Here is a 21,865-nt window from a genome sequence, read left to right as displayed (position 1 = left end):
CTTCGTGACCGGTGACCGGTCCGGCGCCGTGCGAACCGGTCAGCGGGACGGCCGCGGGCAGGACGGGTGGGAACCCGCGGTGACCAGATCGGCCACTGCGGCGCGCGGGTCGCCGCTGGTCACCAGGCCTTCCCCGACCAGGACGGCATGGGCGCCGGCGCCGGCGTAGGCCAACAGATCGGCGGTGCCGCGGACACCGGATTCGGCGATCGTGATGACGTCCGACGGCAGCCCGGGCGCGATGCGCGCGAACACGTCACGGTCCACGTGCAGGGTGGTCAGATCGCGGGCATTGACGCCGATGACCCGGGCTCCGGCGTTGAGCGCCCGGTCGGCCTCGTCCTCGGTGTGCACCTCGACCAGGGCCGTCATCCCGAGGGACTCGACCCGTTCCAGCAGGCCGTGGAGCACCGGCTGGGGCAGCGCGGCCACGATCAGCAGCACGATGTCGGCGCCGTGCGCCCTGGCCTCGTGCACCTGATAGGGCGAGACGATGAAATCCTTGCGCAGCACCGGGATGTCGACCGCGGCCCGGACCGAGTCCAGGTCGGCCAGGGAGCCCCCGAAGCGGCGCCCTTCGGTCAGCACGGAGATGGCTCTGGCCCCTCCGGCGGCGTACGCGACGGCCAGGGCCGCCGGATCGGCGATGCTGGCCAGCCGTCCCTTGGACGGGCTGGACCGTTTGACCTCCGCGATCACCCCGACCCCGGGTTCCCGCAGGATGGCCAGCGCGGGCAACGGAGCGGGTGCGGCCGCGGCGGCCGCCTTGACCTGGGCCAGCGGGACGGCGATTTCCCGAGCCGCGAGATCCTCCCGCACACCTTCGAGAATCGCGTCCAGCACGCTCACCGGCTCGTCTCCTTGTGACAATCAGGGGCCTGCGGCCGAGGAATCCGGGTGAACCGGACCACCTTCGATCCTGCGGACCCTCCACGCCGCCGAGGAGTCGGAGCGCGGGCGGTTTGTCCCGACGGATCAGTGATCCGTCGCACCTATGTTAGCCGCCCCGGGTGATGTCGTCCGACACCCCCGGTCGAGCGGGCGGACGCGAACGGGTCGGATCGCCGTCCTCGGTCGGGTCGGGCTCGGCGGTCGGGTCGCCGGTGTCCGCCCGCCGGCCCGATCCGGTGGGGTCCAGACCCGCGTCCAGCGCTTTCCACCAGCTCACCGCGACGTTCGGGTCGGACGCCGGATCGAGCTCGGCCACGGACGGTGCGCCGGTCCGGCGTCTGGTCGGCGCCTCGTACCGGGCGCCGAGTCCCTTGCGGCTCCCGTACCCGAGGACGACCAGCACTCCGGCCGTGGCGATCAGCCCACCGCCGAGAACACCCAGCAGCGGACCGATGACATGCACCTGCGGAGCGCCTGACGATTCGGCCGGCCGGGTCAGGTCGGTGGTCAGCACGGCCGGGGCGGAGACCAGGCCGGCCACCGACGCCGCCGCCGACCACAGGCCGCCCAGCAGCAGGAGAGCACCGACGCCCCGGCGCAGCATCCCGGTGGTGGCCAGCGCGGCGCCCAGCCCGGCCAGAGCCATGAGCGCGACCGGCAGCAGCAGCGAATCGGTACGCGAGCCGGTCGCCTTGGTGGTCAGGGCGCCGGCCAGGGCATCGACGTGGGTCTGGGTCCACCAGGTCAGGCCGGACGCCGAGGCTGCGGCCGCGGCCCCGAGGATGACCAGGAGGCCCAGGACAGCCGGCCGTCGGCGGCCCGCCCGCGCATCGGGTGACGTCATGTCAGTTCGTCCCGGCCGGACGCAGGGTGCCGGCGGCGGCCACGGCACGGATGACCGCGGCCGCCTTGTTCTGGCACTCCGCGTCCTCGTTGGCCGGTACCGAGTCGGCCACCACCCCGGCCCCGGCCTGGACGTGGGCCACGCCGTCGATCAGCACGGCGGTACGGATGGTGATGGCGGTGTCGGCGTCGCCGGCGAAGTCGAGGTAGCCGACAACTCCCCCGTAGATGCCCCGGCGGGCCGGCTCCAGGTCGTCGATGATCTGCATCGCGCGCGGTTTGGGCGCGCCGGAGAGCGTCCCGGCCGGGAAGCAGGCGGTCAGCGCGTCGAAGGCGGTGCGGCCGGGCGCCAGCAGGCCGGTCACCGTCGACACGATGTGCATGACGTGGCTGTACCGCTCGATGGTGAAGAAGTCGACCACGTTGACCGTGCCCGGGGAGCAGACCCGGCCGAGGTCGTTGCGGCCCAGGTCGACCAGCATGACGTGTTCGCTGCGTTCCTTCTGGTCGGCCAGCAGGTCCTTGGCCAGCAGGACGTCGTCCTCCTCGGTCGACCCGCGGGGGCGGGTCCCGGCGATCGGGTGCATGGTGACGTGACCGTCCCGGACGGTGACCAGGGCCTCCGGCGAGGAACCGACCACGGCCAGGGGCCGGCCACTCGGGGTCGGCAACTGCACCAGGTACATGTACGGCGAGGGATTCGTGGCCCGAAGGACCCGGTAGATCTCCAGCGGCTCGGCCGCGGTCGGTACGTCGAACCGCTGCGACAGGACGATCTGGAACGCGTCGCCGGCGCGGATGTGCTCCTTGGCGACCTCGACCATCTGCTGGTAGTCGGTGCCGTCCGTGCGACGGGTGAACACCGGCTCGGGCTGCTCGAACACCCCGGCCGGCAGGACGGCGGGGGCGGCCAGCGCCGTGGTCATGGCGTCCAGCCGGGCGACCGCGTCGTCGTAGGCCGCGTCGACCCGTTCGTCGGTGGCGTCCCAGTTGACGGCGTTGGCGATCAGCGTGACCGCGCCCTCGTGGTGGTCCAACGCGGCCAGATCGGTGGCCAGCAGCATCACCAGTTCCGGCACCTTCAACTCGTCGGGCGGTCCGCCGCCGTCGGTCCCGATGCGTTCCAGCCTCCGCACGATGTCGTACCCGAGGTAACCGACCAGCCCACCGGTCAACGGCGGCAGCCCGGCCAGCGGCTCGGTGTGCAGCAGGCGCAAGGTCTCGGCCAGTGCGAGAAGCGGGTCACCGTCGTCCGGCAGTCCGACCGGCGGCGTGCCGAGCCAGTGCGCCTGTCCGTCCAGTTCGGTCAGGGCGGCGGCGCTCCGTACCCCGACGAAGGACCAGCGGGACCAGGACTTCCCGTGCTCGGCCGATTCCAACAGGAACGTGCCGTCCCGGCCGGCGGCCAGCGTGGCGTACAGGCCGACCGGGGTGACCGAGTCGGCCAGCAGTCGCCGGGTCACCGGGATGACCCGGCGGTCCGCGGCGAGCGCCCGGAACTGCTCCCGGGTGGGCCAGACGTCGCCGAGTGAAGCCGAGCCCCGGCCGGTTGCGCCCGCCGAGGGCGGGCGTTCTTGCGTTGCCGCTGGAAGTGCCATGCCGGTCATTCTGCCGCCTGCGGCGACACGGTCCGGTCCATGCCCGATCGGCGGGCCGCCCTAGGCTTCGGGGAATGCGCCCCGCACCCACCGTTCTCGAACTCGAGTCCATCGCCGCCCACGGATGGCGGGGCACCACCGTCCGGCGGCTGGGCGGATGGCTGTTGCGCTCCGGCGGCGGCTTCACCGACCGGGCGAACTCGGTGCTGCCCATCGGATCTCCGGGGTGCGACCTCGACCAGGCACTGGGGGTCGTCCGGTCGTTCTACGCCGAGCAGGACCGGCCGGCCAGGTTCCAGCTGCCCGACGACGAGCCGGGTTCGCCGCTGGCCGTCCTCGACGGGCAACTGCGGGACCGTGGATGGAGCGGGTACACCAGCGTGGCCGTGATGACCGCCGCCGTCCCCGACCTGCTGGCGGCCTGTCCCCCGGTGCCCGGCCTGCCCGCCGCCGAATTCTCGCCGACACCGACCGCCGACTGGCTCGACGGCTACCACTACCGCGGAAAGCCGTTGCCGCCCAACGCCGTCGCCGTGCTGGTGGAGGCGGACGGCCCGGTGTTCGCATCGGTGACGGACGAGCGTGGGCAGGCCGGGGTGGCCCGGGGTGTGATCACCGACGGCTGGCTCGGCGTCACGGCGGTCACGGTGGACCGGGCGCGCCGGCGTTCCGGCGTCGGGCGTCACCTGATGGGCGAGCTGAACCGTTGGGCCGCGGCGAACGGCGCGCACAGCGTGTACCTCCAGGTCGACCGGGAGAACACCGCCGCGCTGGCCCTGTACGACCGGCTCGGCTTCACCGAGCACCATCGCTACCACTACCGGGTGTCCCCGTGAGGGCCGCCCGCCGGAGCTGACCTCAGCCCAGCAGGCCGTCGTCGAAGCAGGTGCGGCTTCCGGTGTGGCAGGCGGCGCCGGTCTGATCGACCAGGACCAGCAGGGCGTCCCCGTCGCAGTCGTGCCGCACCTCGACCACCCGTTGGGTGTGCCCTGACGTCTCGCCCTTGACCCAGTACTCGTTCCGGGACCGGGAGAAGTACGTGGCCCGCCGGGTCTCCACCGTCCGGCGGACGGCCTCGGCATCCATCCAGGCCACCATCAGGATCTCTTTGCTGTCGTACTGCTGCGCCACGGCGCAGACCAGCCCGGCCTCGTTGTATTTCAGTCCGGCGATCTGCTCGGCCGTCATGACGCCCCCACCTTGATGCGCCGGACCGGGAGGCCGGCGGCGGCCAGTTCCGCCTTGACCTGGTCGATGCGGAAGGTCCCGAAGTGGAACACGGATGCGGCCAGTACGGCGTCGGCCCCGGCTGCGACCGCCTCCGGGAAGTGACCGAGCGTCCCAGCTCCACCGGAGGCGATCAGGGGCACCGAGACGGCGGCCCGGATGGCGGCCAGCATGGCCAGATCGAACCCGGCCTTGGTGCCGTCGGCGTCCATCGAGGTGAGCAGGATCTCCCCGGCCCCGGCCTCCTCGGCCCGGCGCGCCCAGTCCAGGGCGTCGATACCGGTCCCCTTGCGGCCGCCGTGGGTGGTGACCTCGAAACCGCTGGCGCACCCGGGGTCGGCGGTACGTCGCGCGTCGATGGCGATGACCACGCACTGCGACCCGAAGCGGGCCGCCGCCTCGGACAGGAACTCCGGGCGGGCCACCGCCGCAGAGTTGATCGACACCTTGTCGGCCCCGGCCCGCAGCAACGCGTTGATGTCGGCCGTGGTCCGTACCCCACCCCCGACGGTCAGCGGGATGAACACCTGCTCGGCGGTCCGCCGGATCATGTCGTAGGCGGTGTCGCGGTTGTCACTGGTGGCGGTGATGTCCAGGAAGGTCAGCTCGTCGGCCCCCTCGGCGTCGTAGAGCCGGGCCATCTCGACCGGGTCCCCGGCGTCGATCAGGTCGACGAAGTTGACCCCCTTGACGACGCGTCCCTCGGACACGTCCAGACACGGGATCACCCGGATGGCAACACTCATCGTGATTCCTGGCCCTTCGCGCCCGCGTTCATCGCCGCTCCTGCCTCGTCCTCGCGGCGAGGCTCACCCGCCGCTCCGCCAGCGTAGCCGCGGAGCTCAGGCGACGGCGGCGAGCGCCTCGGGCAGGGTGAAGGCCCCCGCGTAGAGCGCCTTGCCGACGATGCTGCCCTCGACCCCGATCGGGGCCAGCGCGGCCAGGGCCACCAGGTCGGCCAGCGAGGACACGCCGCCGCTGGCCACCACCGGGGCCTTGGTGACCGAGCAGACCTGCTGCAGCAGTTCGATGTTCGGCCCGCGGAGGGTGCCGTCCTTGGTGACGTCGGTGACGACGTAGCGCGAGCAGCCCTGCTGGTCCAGCCGGGCCAGCACCTCCCAGAGATCGCCGCCGTCCTGGGTCCAGCCCCGCGCGGCCAGCGTCGAGCCGCGGACGTCGAGCCCCACCGCCACCTGGTCGCCGTAGCGGGCGATGGCCGAGGCGCACCAGTCCGGGTTCTCCAGCGCGGCGGTGCCGATGTTCACCCGGGTGCATCCGGTGGCCAGCGCGGCCTCCAGGGACGCGTCGTCCCGGATGCCACCGGAGAGCTCGACCTTGACGTCCAGGATGCCGACCACCTCGGCCAGCAGGGCGGCGTTGCTGCCGCGCCCGAAGGCGGCGTCCAGATCGACCAGGTGGATCCATTGCGCACCGTCGGCCTGCCAGGCCAGCGCGGCGTCCAACGGCGCGCCGTACGTGGTCTCGGTACCGGCGCGGCCCTGGACCAGGCGCACGGCCTGCCCGTCGGCAACGTCAACTGCGGGGAGGAGTTCGAAGGTCACGAGCGATCAGCCTACGGGGCCGACCGGGGCAGTCCCGACCCGTGCGCGGCACCAGAACGCCCACGCCCGGTCCCCGATCCGCGCGATCACCAGGGTGTGGGCCACCGTGGTGGCCCTCGTCATCGTCGGCCGGAGGCGTTTGCGCAGTTCGTCGGGGATGACCGGGGTGCCCCGCTGCTTGATCTCCAGGGTCCCGGTCCCGTCCCGGCGGATCCATCCGCCGACCGTGGCCACCGTGTAGGGGGCGGCGTCCAGTACCTGGAATCCCCGGACGCCGGCCGGAACGGCTGGTCCGGACAGGTACGCCAGGTGCGGATCGAGCTGGGTCAGGCCGTGCCGGGCCGCGTAGTGCCGGACCAGGTGCGCCCGGACCACGGCCGCGTCCGGATCGACGATCCAGGAGCCGACCAGCGCGTCCGGAGCCGGCCCGGCCGGGATGTCGTCCGGGTCGTCGCTCGTCACCTGGACGTGCCCCCCGTCCGAGGTCAGCATCGTGGCCCGTCGGGCCACCAGGGCCAGTTCGGACGGCCAGAGGACGGCCTCCCGGGCGCCGCCGTCGAGGGAGACGACCTCCACCTCCCCGGGCCGGGCCAGGGTTTCGTAGTCGATCCCCGGCGGCAGCCGCAGCACCGGCGGCCGGGCCGCGTGCACACGGTCGAGGTCGGCCACCGACGGCATCGTGTCCACCGAGGTGATCCGACGTCCTCCGGCCTCCCGGCGGGCCGGGTCGGCGTACGGGAGCAGGCCGCGGTCGACCCTGGCCAGCGCGTCGGCCACCAGCACCGGCGACCCGAGTCCGGACACGGTCAGGTTGTGGGCCGCCATCCGCACCCGGATCGGGTCGAGGTCGGAGCCGATGGCCGGTGCACAGCCGGGGATCAGCGCGGCCAGGTCGGAGCCGATCGAACAGGTCAGATCGTGCACCGGGAAGCCGCGCAGCCGCCGCGCGCGGTGCTGGGCGACCGGAAGTGGGGTGGCCTGTTGCAGCGCTTCGTCGGTGAACAGCCAACGCGAGGCCCCGGGGCCGAGCTTGTCCGCCGCCCGTCGCCGCAGGCGCACGGTCTCGGCCACGGCGGCGGCCGCGCCGCCGACCAGGCGGCGCAGCGCGGTGAGGTCGGTCAGCAGGCTGGCCTCGGTCAGTGGCCGGTCCGCCGCCCCGGCCAGGGCATCCGCCCCGGCCGCACTGGTCAGGTAGTCCAGATCGGACCGGCTGAACCGGTAGCCGGCACTCACGCTCCGGTGAAGGTGGCCTTGCCCGGCCCGTCCTGGAGGAACGACCGCATGCCGGCCTTCTGATCGGCGGTGGCGAACAGTGCCGCGAATCCGGCGCTCTCGATCTCCAGCCCGCCGGCCAGGTCGGTGTCCATGCCGTCGTCGATGGCCCGTTTGGCCGCCGCGATGGCCAGGGTCGCCCCCGCGGCCAGCCGGCGGGCCATCTTCATCGCGGTGTCGAAGACCTCCCCGGCCGGCACCGACGCGTTGGCCAGGCCGATCTCGGCCGCCTCTGACCCGGTCACCGACCGGCCGGTGAAGATCAGTTCCTTGGCCAGGGACACGCCGATCAGCCGGGGCAGCCGCTGGGTGCCGCCGGCCCCCGGGTACACGCCGAGGGTGATCTCGGGCAGGCCGATGCGGGCGTCGTCGGCCACCACCCGGAAGTCCGCGGCCAGGGCGAGTTCACATCCCCCGCCGAGCGCGTATCCCGTGACCGCCGCGATCACCGGTTTGGGCAACCGGGCGACGGCGTCGACGGCGGCGGTCAGGGTCGCCCCGAATCCGGCGATGGTCTCCGGTGTCTGCTCGGCCATCTCCTTGATGTCGGCGCCGGCCGCGAAGGCCCGCTCGCCGCCGTAGACCACGACGGCCCGGATATCGGTGCGCCCGGCCGCCTCCCGGGCCACCGCCAGCAGGTCGGCGTGCACCTGGGAGTTGATGGCGTTGACCGGCGGCCGGTCGAGCCGGATCACCCCGACGGCGCCGTCGACCTCGAGCCTGACGAATTCGGTTTCCGGCACAACGACCTCCGCGCGGGATGGATGGGTGAGGTGATCTCTAGTTGGCGTGGGCGAAGAACCGGCCGTCCCGCCGGTCCAGCAACAGGGGCATGCCGAACGTCTCGGACAGCGCCGAGGCGGTCAGGGTCTCCTCGATCGGTCCGGCGGCGACCACCCGGCCCTCGCGCAACAGCAGCAGGTGGCTGAACGCCAGCGGAATCTCCTCGACGTGGTGGGTGACCAGCACGGTCGCCGGGGCCGCCCGGTCCAGAGCCAGCCGGGACAGCCGGGCCAGCAGGTCCTCCCGCCCGCCGAGGTCGAGCCCGGCGGCCGGTTCGTCGAGCAGCAGCAGTTCCGGGTCGGTCATCAGGGCCCGGGCGGCCAGGGCCCGTTTCCGCTCGCCCTCGGACAGCGTCCCGTACAGCCGGTCCGCCAGCCGCGAGATGCCCATGGCCTCCAGCAGTTCGCGGGCCCGGTCGAAATCCATCTCGTCGTACCGTTCCCGCCACCGGCCGAGTACGCCGTACCCGGCCGACACGACGACGTCGATCACCGTCTCCTCCGCCGGGACCCGCGCGGCCAGCGCGGCGGAGGACAGACCGATCCGGGACCGCAGCGCCATCATGTCGACCGCGCCGAGCCGTTCACCCAGCACGTGCGCCCGACCAGACGTCGGGTGCATCTGGGCGGCCGCGATCTGCAGCAGGGTGGTCTTCCCGGCGCCGTTGGGCCCGAGGATCACCCACCGATGGTCGGCGTTCACATTCCAGCTGAGGCTGTCGAGCAGGAGGGTCTTGCCGCGGCGGACCGTGATGTCCCACAAGTGCAGGACGGAATCGGCGCCGGGCCGGATCGTCATCGTCACGCGGGCCATTGTGTCCTACCAGGAAGTGGTTCCGGTGTGCGGCGTTCCACGCCGCGCCCCACCCCTGTCATCACCTGACTGGCCGAACCGGGAGAATCACCGCATGTCGTCCGTCACCCAACCCGCTCCTGTCCACCCGGTACCGACCCGCGCGCCGGCTCCGGTCCCGGCCGGATCGAGTCCGTTCCCGGGTGAGCCGTTCCCGCTGGGGGCGACTCTCACCGACCGGGGCACCAACTTCGCCGTGGTCGCCGACGGGGCCGAGTCGGTGGATCTGTGCCTGGTCGACGCACTGGGCGACGAGCGGTCGATCGCCATGCAGGACCGGCGGTACGGGATCTGGCACACCTTCCTGCCGGGCGTACGGTCCGGGCAACGGTACGGGTACCGGGTGCACGGCCGGGACCACAGCAAGATCCTGCTCGACCCGTATGCCCTGCGGATCGATTCCACCGACTACGACCTGATGGCCGCATCCGCCGCAGGGGTCGACACCCTGGGCAAGGTGCCGCTGGGCATCGTCGTCGACCCGGTCCGGGCACGGCCCGGCCGGCCACGCATTCCGTGGGAGCACACGGTGGTCTACGAGGCGCACGTGGCCGGCCTGACCCGCCTGCACCCGGGGATCCCGCCCGCCCTCCGCGGCACCTACGCCGGCCTGGCCCACCCCGTGATGGTCGACCACCTCCGTCGTCTCAACGTCACCACGCTGCAGTTGCTGCCCGTTCACGCCCATACCGCCGAGCCCGGCCTGTACGCCACCGGGCGGAAGAACTACTGGGGATATTCGACCCTGTCGTTCTTCGCCGTGCACCCGGGGTATTCGTCCGCGCCCGGCCAGGAGCTGGCCGAGTTCGTCCATCTGGTGGACACCATGCACGACGCCGGGATCGAGGTCATCCTCGACGTCGTCTACAACCACACCTGCGAGGGCGGGCCGGATCTGCCGGTGGAGCTGTCCTGGCGCGGGCTGGCCCCGGACACCTACTACCTCGAGCCGGGCCACGACCTCACCGGGACCGGCCTGACCCTCGATCCGCGCTCCCTCACCGTCGTGCGGATGGTGACCGACTCACTGCGGCACTGGGCCACCACCCTGGGCGTCGACGGGTTCCGGTTCGACCTGGCCTCGGTCCTGGGACGACCGGGCGGCGGCGCTTTCGACGCCGGCTCGGCGCTGCTCACCGCCATCGCGGCCGACCCGGTCCTGTCCCGCTGCAAGCTGATCGCCGAACCCTGGGACGCCACCGGCGAGGGATACGCCGTCGGCCGGTTCGGGGCCCAGTGGGCCGAATGGAACGACCGCTTCCGCGACTGTGTGCGGGACTTCTGGCGGGGTGTCGGCGGGGTCCGGGAACTCGGATACCGCCTGTCCGGCTCGGAGGACCTGTTCGGCGGGACCCGCGGACCCTGGGCCTCGGTCAATTTCGTGACCGCCCACGACGGCTTCACCCTGCGCGACGTCGTCACGTACGCCAACAAGCACAACGAGGCCAACGGCGAGAAGAACCGCGACGGCACGGACAACAACCGGTCGGCCAACTACGGAGTCGAGGGACCGACCGAGGATCCGGGCATCGCCGAGATCAGAGCCCGGCAGGCCCGGAACATCGTCGCGACGATGCTGCTGGCCACCGGCACCCCGATGCTGCTGGCCGGTGACGAACTCTGGCGCACCCAGCAGGGCAACAACAATGCCTACTGCCAGGACAACCCGGTCAGCTGGGTCGACTGGTCCGGCCTGACCGCGCCGGACGACGGCGGCGACTCGGAATCGGCCCGGATGCTGGCCTTCGTCCGGCGCACCCTGGCCGTTCGGGCCGAGTCACCGGCGCTGCACCAGGGCGAGTTCTTCGAAGGCCGGGCCCCGGTCGGCGGGGACGGGGTGGCCGACCTGGTCTGGTTCGGGCCGAGTGGGCGGCCGATGACCGACGCCGATTGGTTCGACGCGGACCGGCGCACGCTGCAGATGTGGTTGGACGGAGCCGACGTCCGCGGCCACTCCCCGATCGGCGGAGTGCTCACCGACTACTCGTGGTTGCTCGTACTGCACGCTGACCCAGAACCCATCGAGATCGTCCTGCCCGGGGCGCCCTACGGCGAGGCGTACACCCCCGTGCTGGACACCGACGGGCCGACCGGCGCCCCGGTGGATCCGACTCCGCTGTCGGCCGGGGTCGAGATGACCATGCCCGGACGGACGTTGTGGCTCTTCCGCGCTCACCGCACCTCCGAGGACGATATGCACCTCAAGGACGGCGACTGACCGGGGAACGAACGCTGCGCGGGTCCGAGAGGAACTCGGACCCGCGCAGCGGCGGGGTGGGACCTGGACGAGATCAGGCGGTGGTGACCAGCCCGAGTTCGGCCGAGGACGCCAGCAGGTCGTGCTTGGGCAGAACCCGAACGGTGTATCCGACGGCCCCGGACAGGGTCAGCGGGAGCTGAGCCTCGTAGCGGTCACCCTCGGCGTCACCGACGAACGTCATGGTCGTGGTGACGATGTCGTGCAGCTGCTCGGTGGCGTCGACCCGCCCGGTCACCGCCTGCACCTGGACGTCGTCCGGCGTGAGGCCACCCAGGTCGAGCGAGGCCCGCACCGTCATCACGTTGCCCAGCGACGGCTCTGACCCGATGCCCGAGGTGTCGACGCTGGTCACGCGGATGCGCGGCCAGGCCTCCCGGACGGTGTCCTTCCAGGCCGACAGGCTCTTGGCCACGGTCAGATCGGCCGTGGTGGCCCGGCTGAAGGTCGCGGCCGGCGAGTAGTACTGGTTCACGTAGTCGCGCACCATCCGTGTCGCCTGCACACGCGGGCCGAGGTAGGACAAGGTGTGCCGGACCAGGTCGACCCAGCCGTCGGGCCGCCCGTCCGCCCCGCGGCTGTAGAACAGCGGCGCGACCCGCTTCTCGATCAGTTCGTACAGCGCCGACGCCTCGAGGTCGTCGCGGCGGTTCTCGTCGGCGACGCCGTCCGCCGTCGGGATCGTCCAGCCGTCCTGGCCGTCGAACAGCTCGTCCCACCAGCCGTCGGAGATCGACAGGTTCAGCGACCCGTTCAGGGCGGCTTTCATCCCCGACGTGCCGGAGGCCTCCTGCGGTCGGATCGGGTTGTTCAGCCAGACGTCGGCGCCGGCGCAGAGCACCGAGGCCATGCCCATGTCGTAGTCGGGCAGGAACGCGATGCGGTGCCGGATTCCGGCGTCGTCGGCGAACCGGACCATCTCCTGCATGAACCGCTTGCCGTACTCGTCGGCCGGGTGCGCCTTGCCGGCGATGACGATCTGCACCGGGCGATCCGGGTTGAGCAGGATCGCCTTCAACCGGGCCGGGTCACGCAGCATGAGGGTGAGGCGCTTGTAGGTGGACACCCGACGCGCGAACCCGATGGTCAGGATGTGCGGGTCCAGGATCGTCTCGGTCCAGCCCAGTTCGGCGGTGGAACTGCCGCGCAGCAACCAGGACTGCTTGACGGCCGAACGGGCCATGGTGACCAGGCGGCCCCGCAGCGTCTGCCGCAACTCCCAGAGGCGCTCCGAGCTGACGCGCCCGGCGGCCGGCCAGTCGGAGGCCGAGGCCAGGTCCTGCCAGTCGGACATATCGCCGGCGACGTCGTACATCTCCCGGGCGGCCCACGTCGGCAGGTGGACGCCGTTGGTGACCGATCCGATCGGCACCTCGTCGGGCTCGAAGCCCGGGTAGAGGCCGGCGAACATCTCGCGGGACACCACGCCGTGCAACTTGGCCACGCCGTTGGCCCGCTGGGCCAGCCGCAGGCCCATGTGCGCCATGTTGAACCGGGACGGGTCGTCCTCGGCGCCGAAGGCGATGACCTCGTCAACCGGCAGGCCCGGCAGCAGTCGCGACTGGCCGTCGCCGTCGCCGTCGAGGTAGTGACGGACCAGGTCGACCGGGAAGCGGTCGATGCCGGCCGGGACCGGGGTGTGGGTCGTGAAGACCGTGCCCGCACGCACCGCCGAAACGGCCTCGTTGCAGGTCAATCCGTCGGATTCGATCAAGGACCGGATGCGCTCGAGGCCGAGGAAGCCGGCGTGGCCCTCGTTCATGTGGAAAACCTCCGGCGCCGCATGGCCGGTGGCTTCGGTGAAGGCGTTGACCGCGCGGACGCCGCCGACCCCGAGCAGGATCTCCTGCTTGATGCGGTGGTCCTGGTCGCCGCCGTACAACCGGTCGGTGGTGGACCGCAGCTCGTCGTCGTTCGCCTCGTTGTCGGCGTCCAGCAGCAGCAGCGGCACCCGTCCGACGCTGGCCTGCCAGATCCGCGCGGTGAGCTGCCGGCCTCCGGGCATCGGGACGGTCACCGACAGCTGCTCACCGTCGGCCCCCAGCACCCGCTCGATCGGCAGACCCTGCGGGTCGTGGGCCGGGTAGTGCTCCTGCTGCCACCCGTCGGCCGACAGCGACTGCCAGAAGTAGCCGTAGCGGTACAGCAGGCCGACACCGATGATCGGGACGCCGAGGTCCGAGGCGGACTTCAGGTGATCCCCGGCCAGGATGCCAAGGCCGCCCGAGTAGATCGGCAGCACCTCGGAGACCCCGAACTCCATCGAGAAGTAGGCGATCGCGCGCGGCAGGACGACGCCGGGCGGAGCGGTGTCGATCTGGTGCTGGTACCAGCGCGGCTCGGTCAGGTACGACTGCAGGTCGCCGGCCAACCCGTGCATGCGGTCCAGGAAGTGATGGTCCTGCGCCAACTCCTCCAATCGGGCGACAGACACCGCACCGAGGAGCTTGAGCGGATCGCCCTCGAAGCGCTCCCACAGCCCGCGGTCGATATCGGCGAACAGGTCCTGGCTGGCGGGGTGCCAGGACCAACGAAGATTACGAATGAGCGCCCCGAGCGGCTGAAGCGGCTCGGGCAACTGGGGGCGGACGGTGAACCGTCGAAGAGCCTTCACGGGGGCAATCTAGCGGGTCCGACCCCGTTCGCGAATTTCATCCGGGTACTTGTTCAACCAAATGTAACCAATGTGCGGGATCGTCCTCCTGATCGATTCAGCATCGACCCTCCCCGGACCGGCAGGTGGAGGCCCGACACGCCGCAGGTTGCGCACGGGCGGGTGTTGCGGGGACCGTGCGAACGGACGGAGCGAGCTCGAACGGTCGCCCGTCGAACGGGACATCATCCGAACGGGCGACTCGCCTCGGTAGGCGGGACCGTCCCCGGGCTGGGTCCTCCCGGGTAGGTTGACGCCGTGGCCGGACGAATCGGATTGATAGATGTTTCCCCGAGCGTGGCCGGGGGTCGTTACCCCGCCAAGGCAGTGGTCGGAGGCGTGATCGAGGTGGCGGCGACCGTGTTCCGGGAGGGACATGACGCCGTGGCCGCGAACGTCGTCTTCAAGCCGCCGCCGGGCGCCGTCGACCGCAGCACCCCCGGTCGGCGCAAGGCCCCACCGGCGGTCGTGCCGCTGCAGCGCATGGTGCCGGGCGTTCCGGGCACCGACCGGTTCCACGCCCAGGTCACACCCGACCGGCAGGGCACCTGGAGCCTGGTCATCGAGGCCTGGAGCGACCCGTTGGGCACCTGGCGGCACGCGGTCGAGGCCAAGGCGGCCGTCGGGCAGTCGGGCGAGGAGATGGCGAACGACCTGGAGACCGGCGCGCTGCTGCTGGAACGGATCGGACGCCGCCCCCGGCAGCGCTACGCCGCCGCGATCAAGTCCGCCGTCACCGCGTTGCGAAACCGGTACCTGCCGGTGGCCGAGCGCATCGGACCGGCCCTGTCCGGCGAGCTCTGGCCGGTGCTGGTCGCCGATCCGATCCGGGAGTTGATCACCCGCTCCACCCCGGTCCAGGTGTGGGTCGACCGCCCGCTGGCCGAGTTCGGTTCCTGGTACGAGTTCTTCCCCCGTTCCAGCGGGGCCCAGGTCGACGCCGACGGGCTGCCGCTGCGGCACGGAACCTTCGCCGACGCGACCGCCGAACTGCCCCGGATCGCCCGGATGGCCTTCGACATCGTGTACCTGCCGCCGATCCACCCGATCGGCGAGATCAACCGCAAGGGCCGCAACAATCCGGCCGAGCCCGGCGGCACCGTCAACCCCGACCCGCGTGACGTCGGGTCACCGTGGGCCATCGGATCCGCGGCCGGCGGCCATGACGCGGTGCACCCCGAGCTGGGCACGATCGACGACTTCGACGACTTCGTCTCCGCGGCCCGTGAGCTCGGACTCGAGGTCGCCCTCGACCTGGCCCTGCAGTGCGCCCCCGACCACCCGTGGGTGTCCGAGCACCCGGCCTGGTTCACCACCCGTCCGGACGGGTCGATCGCCTACGCCGAGAATCCCCCCAAGAAGTACCAGGACATCTATCCGATCAACTTCGACAACGACCCGGCCGGCCTGTACGCCGAGGTGCTGCGGATCGTCCGGTTCTGGATCACGCACGGCGTCACCGTGTTCCGGGTCGACAACCCGCACACCAAGCCGATCAACTTCTGGGAGTGGCTGATCGGCCAGGTGCACGCCGACCACCCCGAGGTGATCTTCCTGGCCGAGGCCTTCACCAAGCCGGCCATGATGCACGAACTCGGCCGGATCGGGTTCACCCAGTCGTACACGTACTTCACCTGGCGGACCGGCAAGCAGGAACTCACCGACTACGGCGTCGAACTGGTCAACTCGGCCGATCACATGCGGCCCAACTTCTTTCCCACCACCCCCGACATCCTGCACGCGTCGTTGCAGTTCGGCGGCCAGGCCATGTTCGCCATCCGGGCCGTGCTGGCCGCCACCATGTCGCCCAGCTGGGGCTGCTACTCCGGGTACGAGTTGTTCGAGCACGAGGCGGTGCGGCCGGGCAGCGAGGAGTTCCTGCACTCGGAGAAGTACGAGCTGCGTCCGCGTGATTACCAGGCCGCGCTCGACCGCGGCGAGTCGCTCGAGCCGTTGATCCAGCGGCTGAACGAGATACGCCGGGAACATCGCTCACTCCAGCACCTGCGGGGCCTGTGGTTCCACGGCGTCTCCAACGACTCGCTGCTCTGCTATTCCCGACGGGACGAGGCGACCGACGACGTGATCCTGGTCGTGGTCTGTCTGGTCTCGACCGGATCGCATTGGGGCCAAACCGATCTGCACCTTCCGGCACTCGGTCTGAACTGGGGCGAGAGCTTCCAGGTGGTCGACCAGCTCTCCGGCGACGTGTACCACTGGACGGGGCGCGACACAGTCGGTCTGGAGCCGGCCAGCCGCGTGGCCCACATTCTCACGGTGCGGCGATACTGACCGCTTCCTCCGACCCGGTTGCCCCCCGGCTGTCCTGGGTACTGCTCGAACAAAACCGCCGCACGTCCGCAGGCAACGCATCAAGGAAGGTGGGCATGACCGAGTCCGTCGGACGCGCCGTAGCGCACACTGATCACCAACCGGGTCCCGACCCCGGCCACAGCGCCCTGTCGACCGACCCGGAGTGGTACAAGCGGGCCGTCTTCTACGAGGTGCTGGTCCGCACCTTCTTCGACTCCAACGGCGACGGCACCGGCGACATCCGCGGCCTCATCGAGAAGCTCGACTACCTGGCCTGGCTCGGGGTCGACTGCCTGTGGATCCCGCCGTTCTACGACTCACCGTTGCGGGACGGCGGGTACGACATCCGCGACTACCGCAAGGTGCTGCCCGAATTCGGGACGGTGCAGGACTTCGCGGCGCTGATCCAGGCCTGTCACGAGCGCGGCATCCGGATCATCACCGACCTCGTGATGAACCACACCAGCGACAGCCACACCTGGTTCCAGGAGTCGCGCAACGATCCCGACGGTCCGTTCGGCGACTACTACGTCTGGGCCGACCACGACGCGGGCTACCCGGACGCCCGGGTGATCTTCGTGGACACCGAGCCCAGCAACTGGACGTTCGACCCGGTCCGCAAACAGTATTTCTGGCACCGCTTCTTCGCTCATCAACCCGATCTCAACTTCGACTGCCCGGCCGTCGGCGACGCCATGATCGACGTCATGCGCTTCTGGCTCGACCTGGGCGTTGACGGGTTCCGGTTGGACGCCGTGCCCTACCTCTACGTCCGTGAGGGCACCAACGGCGAGAACCTGCCGGAGACGCACGCGTTCCTGAAGCGCTGCCGCAAGGTGGTGGAGGACGAGTATCCCGGCCGCATCCTGCTGGCCGAGGCCAACCAGTGGCCGTCGGACGTCGTCGACTACTACGGCGACCCGGCCGTGGGCGGCGACGAGTGCCACATGTGCTTCCACTTCCCGCTGATGCCGCGCATCTTCATGGCCGCGCGCCGGGAGTCGCGGTTCCCGATCTCGGAGATCCTGGCCCAGACGCCGCCGATCCCGTCCTCGGCCCAGTGGGGGATCTTCCTGCGGAACCACGACGAGCTCACCCTGGAGATGGTGAGCGACGAGGACCGCGACTACATGTGGAACGAGTACGCCCGCGATCCCCGGATGAAGGCCAACATCGGCATCCGCCGCCGCCTGGCCCCGCTCCTGGACGGCGACCGGAATTCCCAGGAGCTGTTCACCGCCATGCTGTTCAGCCTGCCCGGATCCCCCTGCCTGTACTACGGGGACGAGATCGGCATGGGCGACAACATCTGGCTCGGCGACCGGGACGGCGTCCGCACGCCGATGCAGTGGTCCCCCGACCGCAACGCCGGCTTCTCCCGGTCCGATCCGGCCCGGCTGTACCTGCCGGCCATCATGGATCCGATCTACGGGTTCCAGACGGTCAACGTCGAGGCCCAGATGAACAGCACGGCATCCCTGCTGCACTGGACCCGCCGGATGCTCGAGATCCGCAAGCGGCACCCCGCCTTCGCCCTGGGCGAGTTCTCCGACCTCGGCGGCTCCAACCCGACGGTGTTGTCCTACATCCGCACCTACGCCCCGACGGACGCGGACGGACCGACCGGCGAGGCCGGCACCGTGCTGTGCGTCAACAACCTCTCCCGTTTCCCGCAGCCGGTGGAATTGGATCTGCGGGAGTACAACGGCGCCGTCCCGGTCGAACTGACCGGTGGGACCCCGTTCCCGGCCATCGGTGAACTGCCCTACCTGCTGACCCTTCCCGGGCACGGCTTCTACTGGTTCGACATCACGCGGCCGGACTCCAACCCGTATGGCGAACCCGAATACAACGGACAGGAGGTGTCCTGAGTCGATGAATGACGAGGCACCTGGCAACCACCCGACCGCGACCGCCACCGAATATCGGGACCCCGAACAGCACGTCGGAGGAGGCGCCGACGGGCTGGCCCTCCTGCTGGCCCAATGGTTGCCCGGCCAGCGGTGGTTCGCCCACAAGGGCGAGGCGCTCACCGCGGTCACCATCGAATCAAGGACCCCCATCGGGCAGTTCGACTCCCGCGAGGTGGAGCAGGTTCTGTTCACGGTGCCCTCCCCCGGCGGACCCCAGCTGTACCAACTCTGGGTCGGCTGGGCTCAGCACCACCCGGAGCGGTTCGCGCACGTGCTGATCGGCGAGGTCGACGGCCTGTTCGCCTTCGACGCCCTGCACGACGCCGACGTGTCCGGCGCTGTCCTGCAGAACATCGCGGACGGCGTCAGCCTCGGCGACATCGACTTCGTTCCGGAGCCCGGCGCGACGATCGACACCTCGGTCGGCGGGCTGGTCATCGGGGCCGAACAGTCCAACACGTCGATCGTGTACGGCAGCTCCAGCATTCTGAAGGTGTTCCGGCGGTTGGAGCCGGGCCTCAATCCCGACGCCGAGGTACACCGGGCGCTGCAGGCCGCCGGGTCGTCGCACATCGCGCCCGCGCTGGGCGTGATCGAAGGGCCGGTGGCCGGTGAACGCACCACGCTGGCCCTGCTGACCGGATTCTTCGCCAACAGCGCGGAGGGCTGGGCCATGGCCACGGCCAGCGTGCGCGACCTGATGGCCGAGGGTGATCTGCGGGCCGACGAGGTCGGCGGCGACTTCGCCGCGGAATCGCTGCGGCTGGGACGGGCCATCGCCGAGGTGCACCAGGACCTGGCCCGCGCCTTCGGGACGGCGGAGCTCGATGCCGACCAGGTGGCCGAGCTGATCGGGTCGATGGTGGCCAGCGCGGAGGCGGTCGGCGCCCATGTCCCGTCCATCGGCGAGTTGCTGCCGGAGATCCGGACTGCCTTCAGCCGGGCCGATCGCGCCTCCGGCGGTGTCCGGGTCCAACGGATCCACGGTGATCTGCAGCTCGGTCAGACGCTCCGGACCCTGACCGGTTGGGCCATCATCGATTTCGAGGGTGAGCCGTCCAAGCCGCTGGCCGTCCGTCGGGCGATGCACTCGCCGCTGCGGGACATCGCCGGCATGTTGCGGTCCTTCGACTACGCCGCGAACCACTCCGGAGGTGCGTCGGACTCCCAGCACGCCTACCGTGCGCAGGAGTGGGCGGCCCGTAACCGCTCCGCATTCTGCGACGGGTACGCCGCCGTGTCCGGAGAGGATCCGCGCGACATGGGTTCGTTGCTGGCGGCGTTCGAACTCGACAAGGCGATCTACGAGGTCGCCTACGAACACGGACACCGGCCCAGCTGGGAACCGATCCCGCTCCAAGCAGTCGTCAGACTCATCAATACCGGAGGTCAGAAGTGAGCAGTCCCAGCACCTCGAGCGAGCCGGGGGTTCCGCCGGTCGTGTCAACGCCGCCGGTCACCCCGGCGGCGCCGATCGGCCCGAGCATCGACGAGTACGAGAAGTTGATCGGCGGGGACACCCACAATCCGCACGGCATCCTGGGCGCTCATCCGCAGCCGGACGGCAGCACCGTCATCCGGACCCTGCGCCACCACGCCAAGTCGGTGACCCTGCTGACCGAGGGAACCGAGACCCCGCTGGAGCACGTGCACGGCGGCGTCTTCGCGGTCACCGTTCCCGGGCCGCCGACCGACTACCGGTTGCGGGTGGTCTACGCCGGTCCCGACGGTGACATCTCGTACGAGGTCGACGACCCGTACCGCTGGCTGCCGACCCTGGGCGACATCGACCTGCACCTGATCGGCGAGGGCCGCCACGAATTCCTCTGGACCGTCCTCGGCGCGCATGTCCGCAGCTACGACACGCCGATCGGGAGCGTCACCGGCACCTCGTTCGCGGTGTGGGCCCCCAGCGCCCGCGGTGTGCGGGTCACCGGCGACTTCGACCACTGGTCCGGGGCCGGGCAGCCGATGCGTTCGCTCGGCTCGTCCGGTGTGTGGGAGGTGTTCCTGCCCGACGTCGGGGCCGGCACCCGCTACAAGTTCCAGATCCTGGGCCAGGACGGGGTCTGGCGGGAGAAGGCCGACCCGATGGCCTTCGGCGCCGAGATTCCCCCGGCCACCGCTTCGGTGGTCACCACGAGCAGCTACACCTGGACCGACGACGCCTGGATGGAGCAACGCCGTGCGGCGGACCATCTGGCCGGCCCGATGTCCATCTACGAGATCCACGCCGGTTCCTGGCGCACCGACATCGGCTATCGGGAGATGGCCGACGCCCTGGTCGCCGACCTGGCCGAGACGGGCTTCACCCACCTCGAGTTCCTGCCGTTGGCCGGGCATCCGTTCGGCGGTTCCTGGGGTTACCAGGTCACCTCCTACTACGCCCCCGACCCGCGGTTCGGGTCGCCCGACGACTTCCGGTACCTGGTGGATCGGCTGCATCAGGCGGGCATCGGCGTGATCCTGGACTGGGTGCCGGCTCACTTCCCCAAGGACGAATGGGCCCTCGGCCGGTTCGACGGCACCTCGCTCTACGAGCACGCCGACCCCCGCCGCGGCGAGCAGCCCGACTGGGGCACCTTCGTCTTCGACTTCGGCCGTCGGGAGGTGCGTAACTTCCTGGTCGCCAATGCGCTGTACTGGCTGGAGGAGTTCCACCTGGACGGCCTGCGGGTCGACGCGGTGGCCTCGATGCTCTACCTGGACTACTCCCGCAACGCCGGCGAGTGGCTGCCCAACGTCTACGGCGGGCGGGAGAACCTGGACGCAGTCGCCTTCATCCAGGAGACCAACGCGACGGTCGGCAAGCGCGTCCCCGGCGCGATGATGATCGCCGAGGAATCGACGGCGTGGCCGGGCGTGACCCGGCCGACGTACCTGGGCGGCCTCGGATTCCACCTGAAGTGGAACATGGGCTGGATGCACGACACCCTGGGCTACATCGCCCGGGACCCGATCTACCGGGCGTGGCACCACAACGAGTTGACGTTCTCGATGATGTACGCCTACACGGAGCAGTTCGTCCTCCCGATCTCGCACGACGAGGTGGTGCACGGCAAGAGTTCCCTGTGGGGCAAGATCCCCGGCGACGAGTGGCAGAAGGCGGCCACGCTCCGGGCCTACTACGCCTACATGTGGGCCCACCCGGGCAAGCAGCTGCTGTTCATGGGCCAGGAGCTCGGCACCCCCTGGGAGTGGAGCGAGACGGTCCAGGTGCCGTGGCAGCTCAAGGACTACCCGATCCACAACGGCATCCGCAGCCTGGTCGGCGACCTGAACCGCACCTACAAGGCCACCCCCGCGCTGTACACCCAGGACTTCAAGCCCGAGGGTTTCCGGTGGATCGACGCTAACGACCGGGACGGAAACGTGCTGGCCTTCCTCCGCTGGGGATCGGACGGGTCCTCCCTGGTCTGCGTGGTCAACTTCTCCCCCCAGCCGCACGCGGGCTACCGGGTCGGACTCCCGTTCAGCGGGGTCTGGCGCGAGGCGGTCAACACCGACTCCGCGATCTACGGCGGGTCCGGTGCCGGCAACATGGGCGCGGTCGTCGCCTCCGACCAGCCCTGGCATGGTCTGCCCAGCTCGGCCACGCTGACCGTCCCGCCGCTCGGCGCGCTCTGGCTGGTGCCGGAGTCGGCGCCGCACGGGTGATCCCGGGTCCTGCCTCCTGACGACCAGACGCTCAGCGCCGCGCC

16 protein-coding genes are annotated in these 21,865 nt (G+C 70.7%); 6 read left to right on the top strand and 10 right to left on the bottom strand.

The window, feature by feature from the left end; all coding sequences use genetic code 11:
* Positions 1–39: 39 nt before the first annotated feature.
* From trpC to BLS97_RS18105, 3 genes are all read right to left on the bottom strand, one after another.
* Positions 40–870 (bottom strand): indole-3-glycerol phosphate synthase TrpC, encoded by an 831-nt coding sequence (gene trpC / locus BLS97_RS18115; protein ID WP_090478620.1) that lies wholly within the window; start codon positions 868–870, stop codon positions 40–42.
* Between the two features lie 127 nt (positions 871–997).
* Complete coding sequence (locus BLS97_RS18110) at positions 998–1,735, bottom strand: Trp biosynthesis-associated membrane protein (RefSeq protein WP_090478616.1); 738 nt, start codon at positions 1,733–1,735, stop codon at positions 998–1,000.
* A gap of 1 nt (position 1,736) precedes the next feature.
* Positions 1,737–3,332, bottom strand: coding sequence for an anthranilate synthase component I (locus tag BLS97_RS18105; RefSeq protein ID WP_090482580.1), 1,596 nt, complete (start codon positions 3,330–3,332; stop codon positions 1,737–1,739).
* Positions 3,333–3,406: 74 nt separating this feature from the next.
* Here BLS97_RS18105 and BLS97_RS18100 point away from each other — a divergent pair, with 74 nt between their 5' ends.
* Entirely contained in the window at positions 3,407–4,168 is a 762-nt protein-coding gene (locus tag BLS97_RS18100) for a GNAT family N-acetyltransferase (protein WP_090478611.1), read from the top strand.
* 22 nt (positions 4,169–4,190) lie between these two features.
* Here the strand turns inward: BLS97_RS18100 and hisI are convergent, their stop codons facing one another.
* The 6 genes from hisI to BLS97_RS18070 all read right to left on the bottom strand — a co-directional run bounded on the left by hisI (position 4,191) and on the right by BLS97_RS18070 (position 8,974).
* A complete protein-coding gene (hisI, locus tag BLS97_RS18095; protein ID WP_090478607.1) occupies positions 4,191–4,520 on the bottom strand; it encodes a phosphoribosyl-AMP cyclohydrolase in 330 nt (109 codons plus the stop codon).
* Positions 4,517–5,305: an imidazole glycerol phosphate synthase subunit HisF gene (hisF, locus tag BLS97_RS18090; RefSeq protein WP_090478604.1), complete on the bottom strand. Its 789-nt coding sequence runs from the start codon at positions 5,303–5,305 to the stop codon at positions 4,517–4,519. The genes hisI and hisF overlap by 4 nt, the downstream gene beginning before the upstream one ends.
* Before the next feature lie 96 nt (positions 5,306–5,401).
* Positions 5,402–6,121: a bifunctional 1-(5-phosphoribosyl)-5-((5-phosphoribosylamino)methylideneamino)imidazole-4-carboxamide isomerase/phosphoribosylanthranilate isomerase PriA gene (gene priA / locus BLS97_RS18085; protein WP_090478601.1), complete on the bottom strand. Its 720-nt coding sequence runs from the start codon at positions 6,119–6,121 to the stop codon at positions 5,402–5,404.
* A gap of 6 nt (positions 6,122–6,127) precedes the next feature.
* On the bottom strand, positions 6,128–7,354 hold the full coding sequence (locus BLS97_RS18080; protein ID WP_172832301.1) for a THUMP-like domain-containing protein: 1,227 nt from the start codon (positions 7,352–7,354) through the stop codon (positions 6,128–6,130).
* Entirely contained in the window at positions 7,351–8,136 is a 786-nt protein-coding gene (locus BLS97_RS18075; RefSeq protein WP_090478598.1) for an enoyl-CoA hydratase/isomerase family protein, read from the bottom strand. Before BLS97_RS18075 ends, BLS97_RS18080 begins: the two co-directional genes overlap by 4 nt.
* A 37-nt stretch (positions 8,137–8,173) precedes the next feature.
* Complete coding sequence (locus tag BLS97_RS18070; RefSeq protein WP_231988577.1) at positions 8,174–8,974, bottom strand: ABC transporter ATP-binding protein; 801 nt, start codon at positions 8,972–8,974, stop codon at positions 8,174–8,176.
* Between the two features lie 109 nt (positions 8,975–9,083).
* Here BLS97_RS18070 and glgX point away from each other — a divergent pair, with 109 nt between their 5' ends.
* A complete protein-coding gene (gene glgX / locus BLS97_RS18065; protein WP_090478590.1) occupies positions 9,084–11,246 on the top strand; it encodes a glycogen debranching protein GlgX in 2,163 nt (720 codons plus the stop codon).
* A gap of 73 nt (positions 11,247–11,319) precedes the next feature.
* Here glgX and glgP read toward each other — a convergent pair whose 3' ends face one another.
* Positions 11,320–13,899 carry an alpha-glucan family phosphorylase gene (glgP, locus tag BLS97_RS18060; RefSeq protein WP_090478588.1) on the bottom strand — a complete coding sequence of 860 codons (2,580 nt, stop codon included), beginning with the start codon at positions 13,897–13,899 and terminating at the stop codon, positions 11,320–11,322.
* Between the two features lie 297 nt (positions 13,900–14,196).
* On the opposite strand from glgP, the gene BLS97_RS18055 reads away from it, so the two are divergent.
* From BLS97_RS18055 to glgB, 4 genes are all read left to right on the top strand, one after another.
* Positions 14,197–16,230: an alpha-1,4-glucan--maltose-1-phosphate maltosyltransferase gene (locus BLS97_RS18055; RefSeq protein WP_090478586.1), complete on the top strand. Its 2,034-nt coding sequence runs from the start codon at positions 14,197–14,199 to the stop codon at positions 16,228–16,230.
* A gap of 95 nt (positions 16,231–16,325) precedes the next feature.
* Entirely contained in the window at positions 16,326–18,122 is a 1,797-nt protein-coding gene (gene treS, locus BLS97_RS18050) for a maltose alpha-D-glucosyltransferase (protein WP_090478583.1), read from the top strand.
* Positions 18,123–18,126: 4 nt separating this feature from the next.
* Positions 18,127–19,563 (top strand): maltokinase N-terminal cap-like domain-containing protein, encoded by a 1,437-nt coding sequence (locus BLS97_RS18045; protein WP_172832300.1) that lies wholly within the window; start codon positions 18,127–18,129, stop codon positions 19,561–19,563.
* Complete coding sequence (gene glgB, locus BLS97_RS18040; protein WP_197676257.1) at positions 19,560–21,821, top strand: 1,4-alpha-glucan branching protein GlgB; 2,262 nt, start codon at positions 19,560–19,562, stop codon at positions 21,819–21,821. Before BLS97_RS18045 ends, glgB begins: the two co-directional genes overlap by 4 nt.
* Positions 21,822–21,865 lie beyond the last annotated feature (44 nt).

It is taken from the genome of Nakamurella panacisegetis, from assembly GCF_900104535.1.
GTDB classification, from domain to species: Bacteria; Actinomycetota; Actinomycetes; order Mycobacteriales; family Nakamurellaceae; genus Nakamurella; species Nakamurella panacisegetis.
The sequence above is the reverse complement of the archived record's forward strand: the minus strand, read 5'-3'. Positions and strand labels throughout refer to the sequence as shown.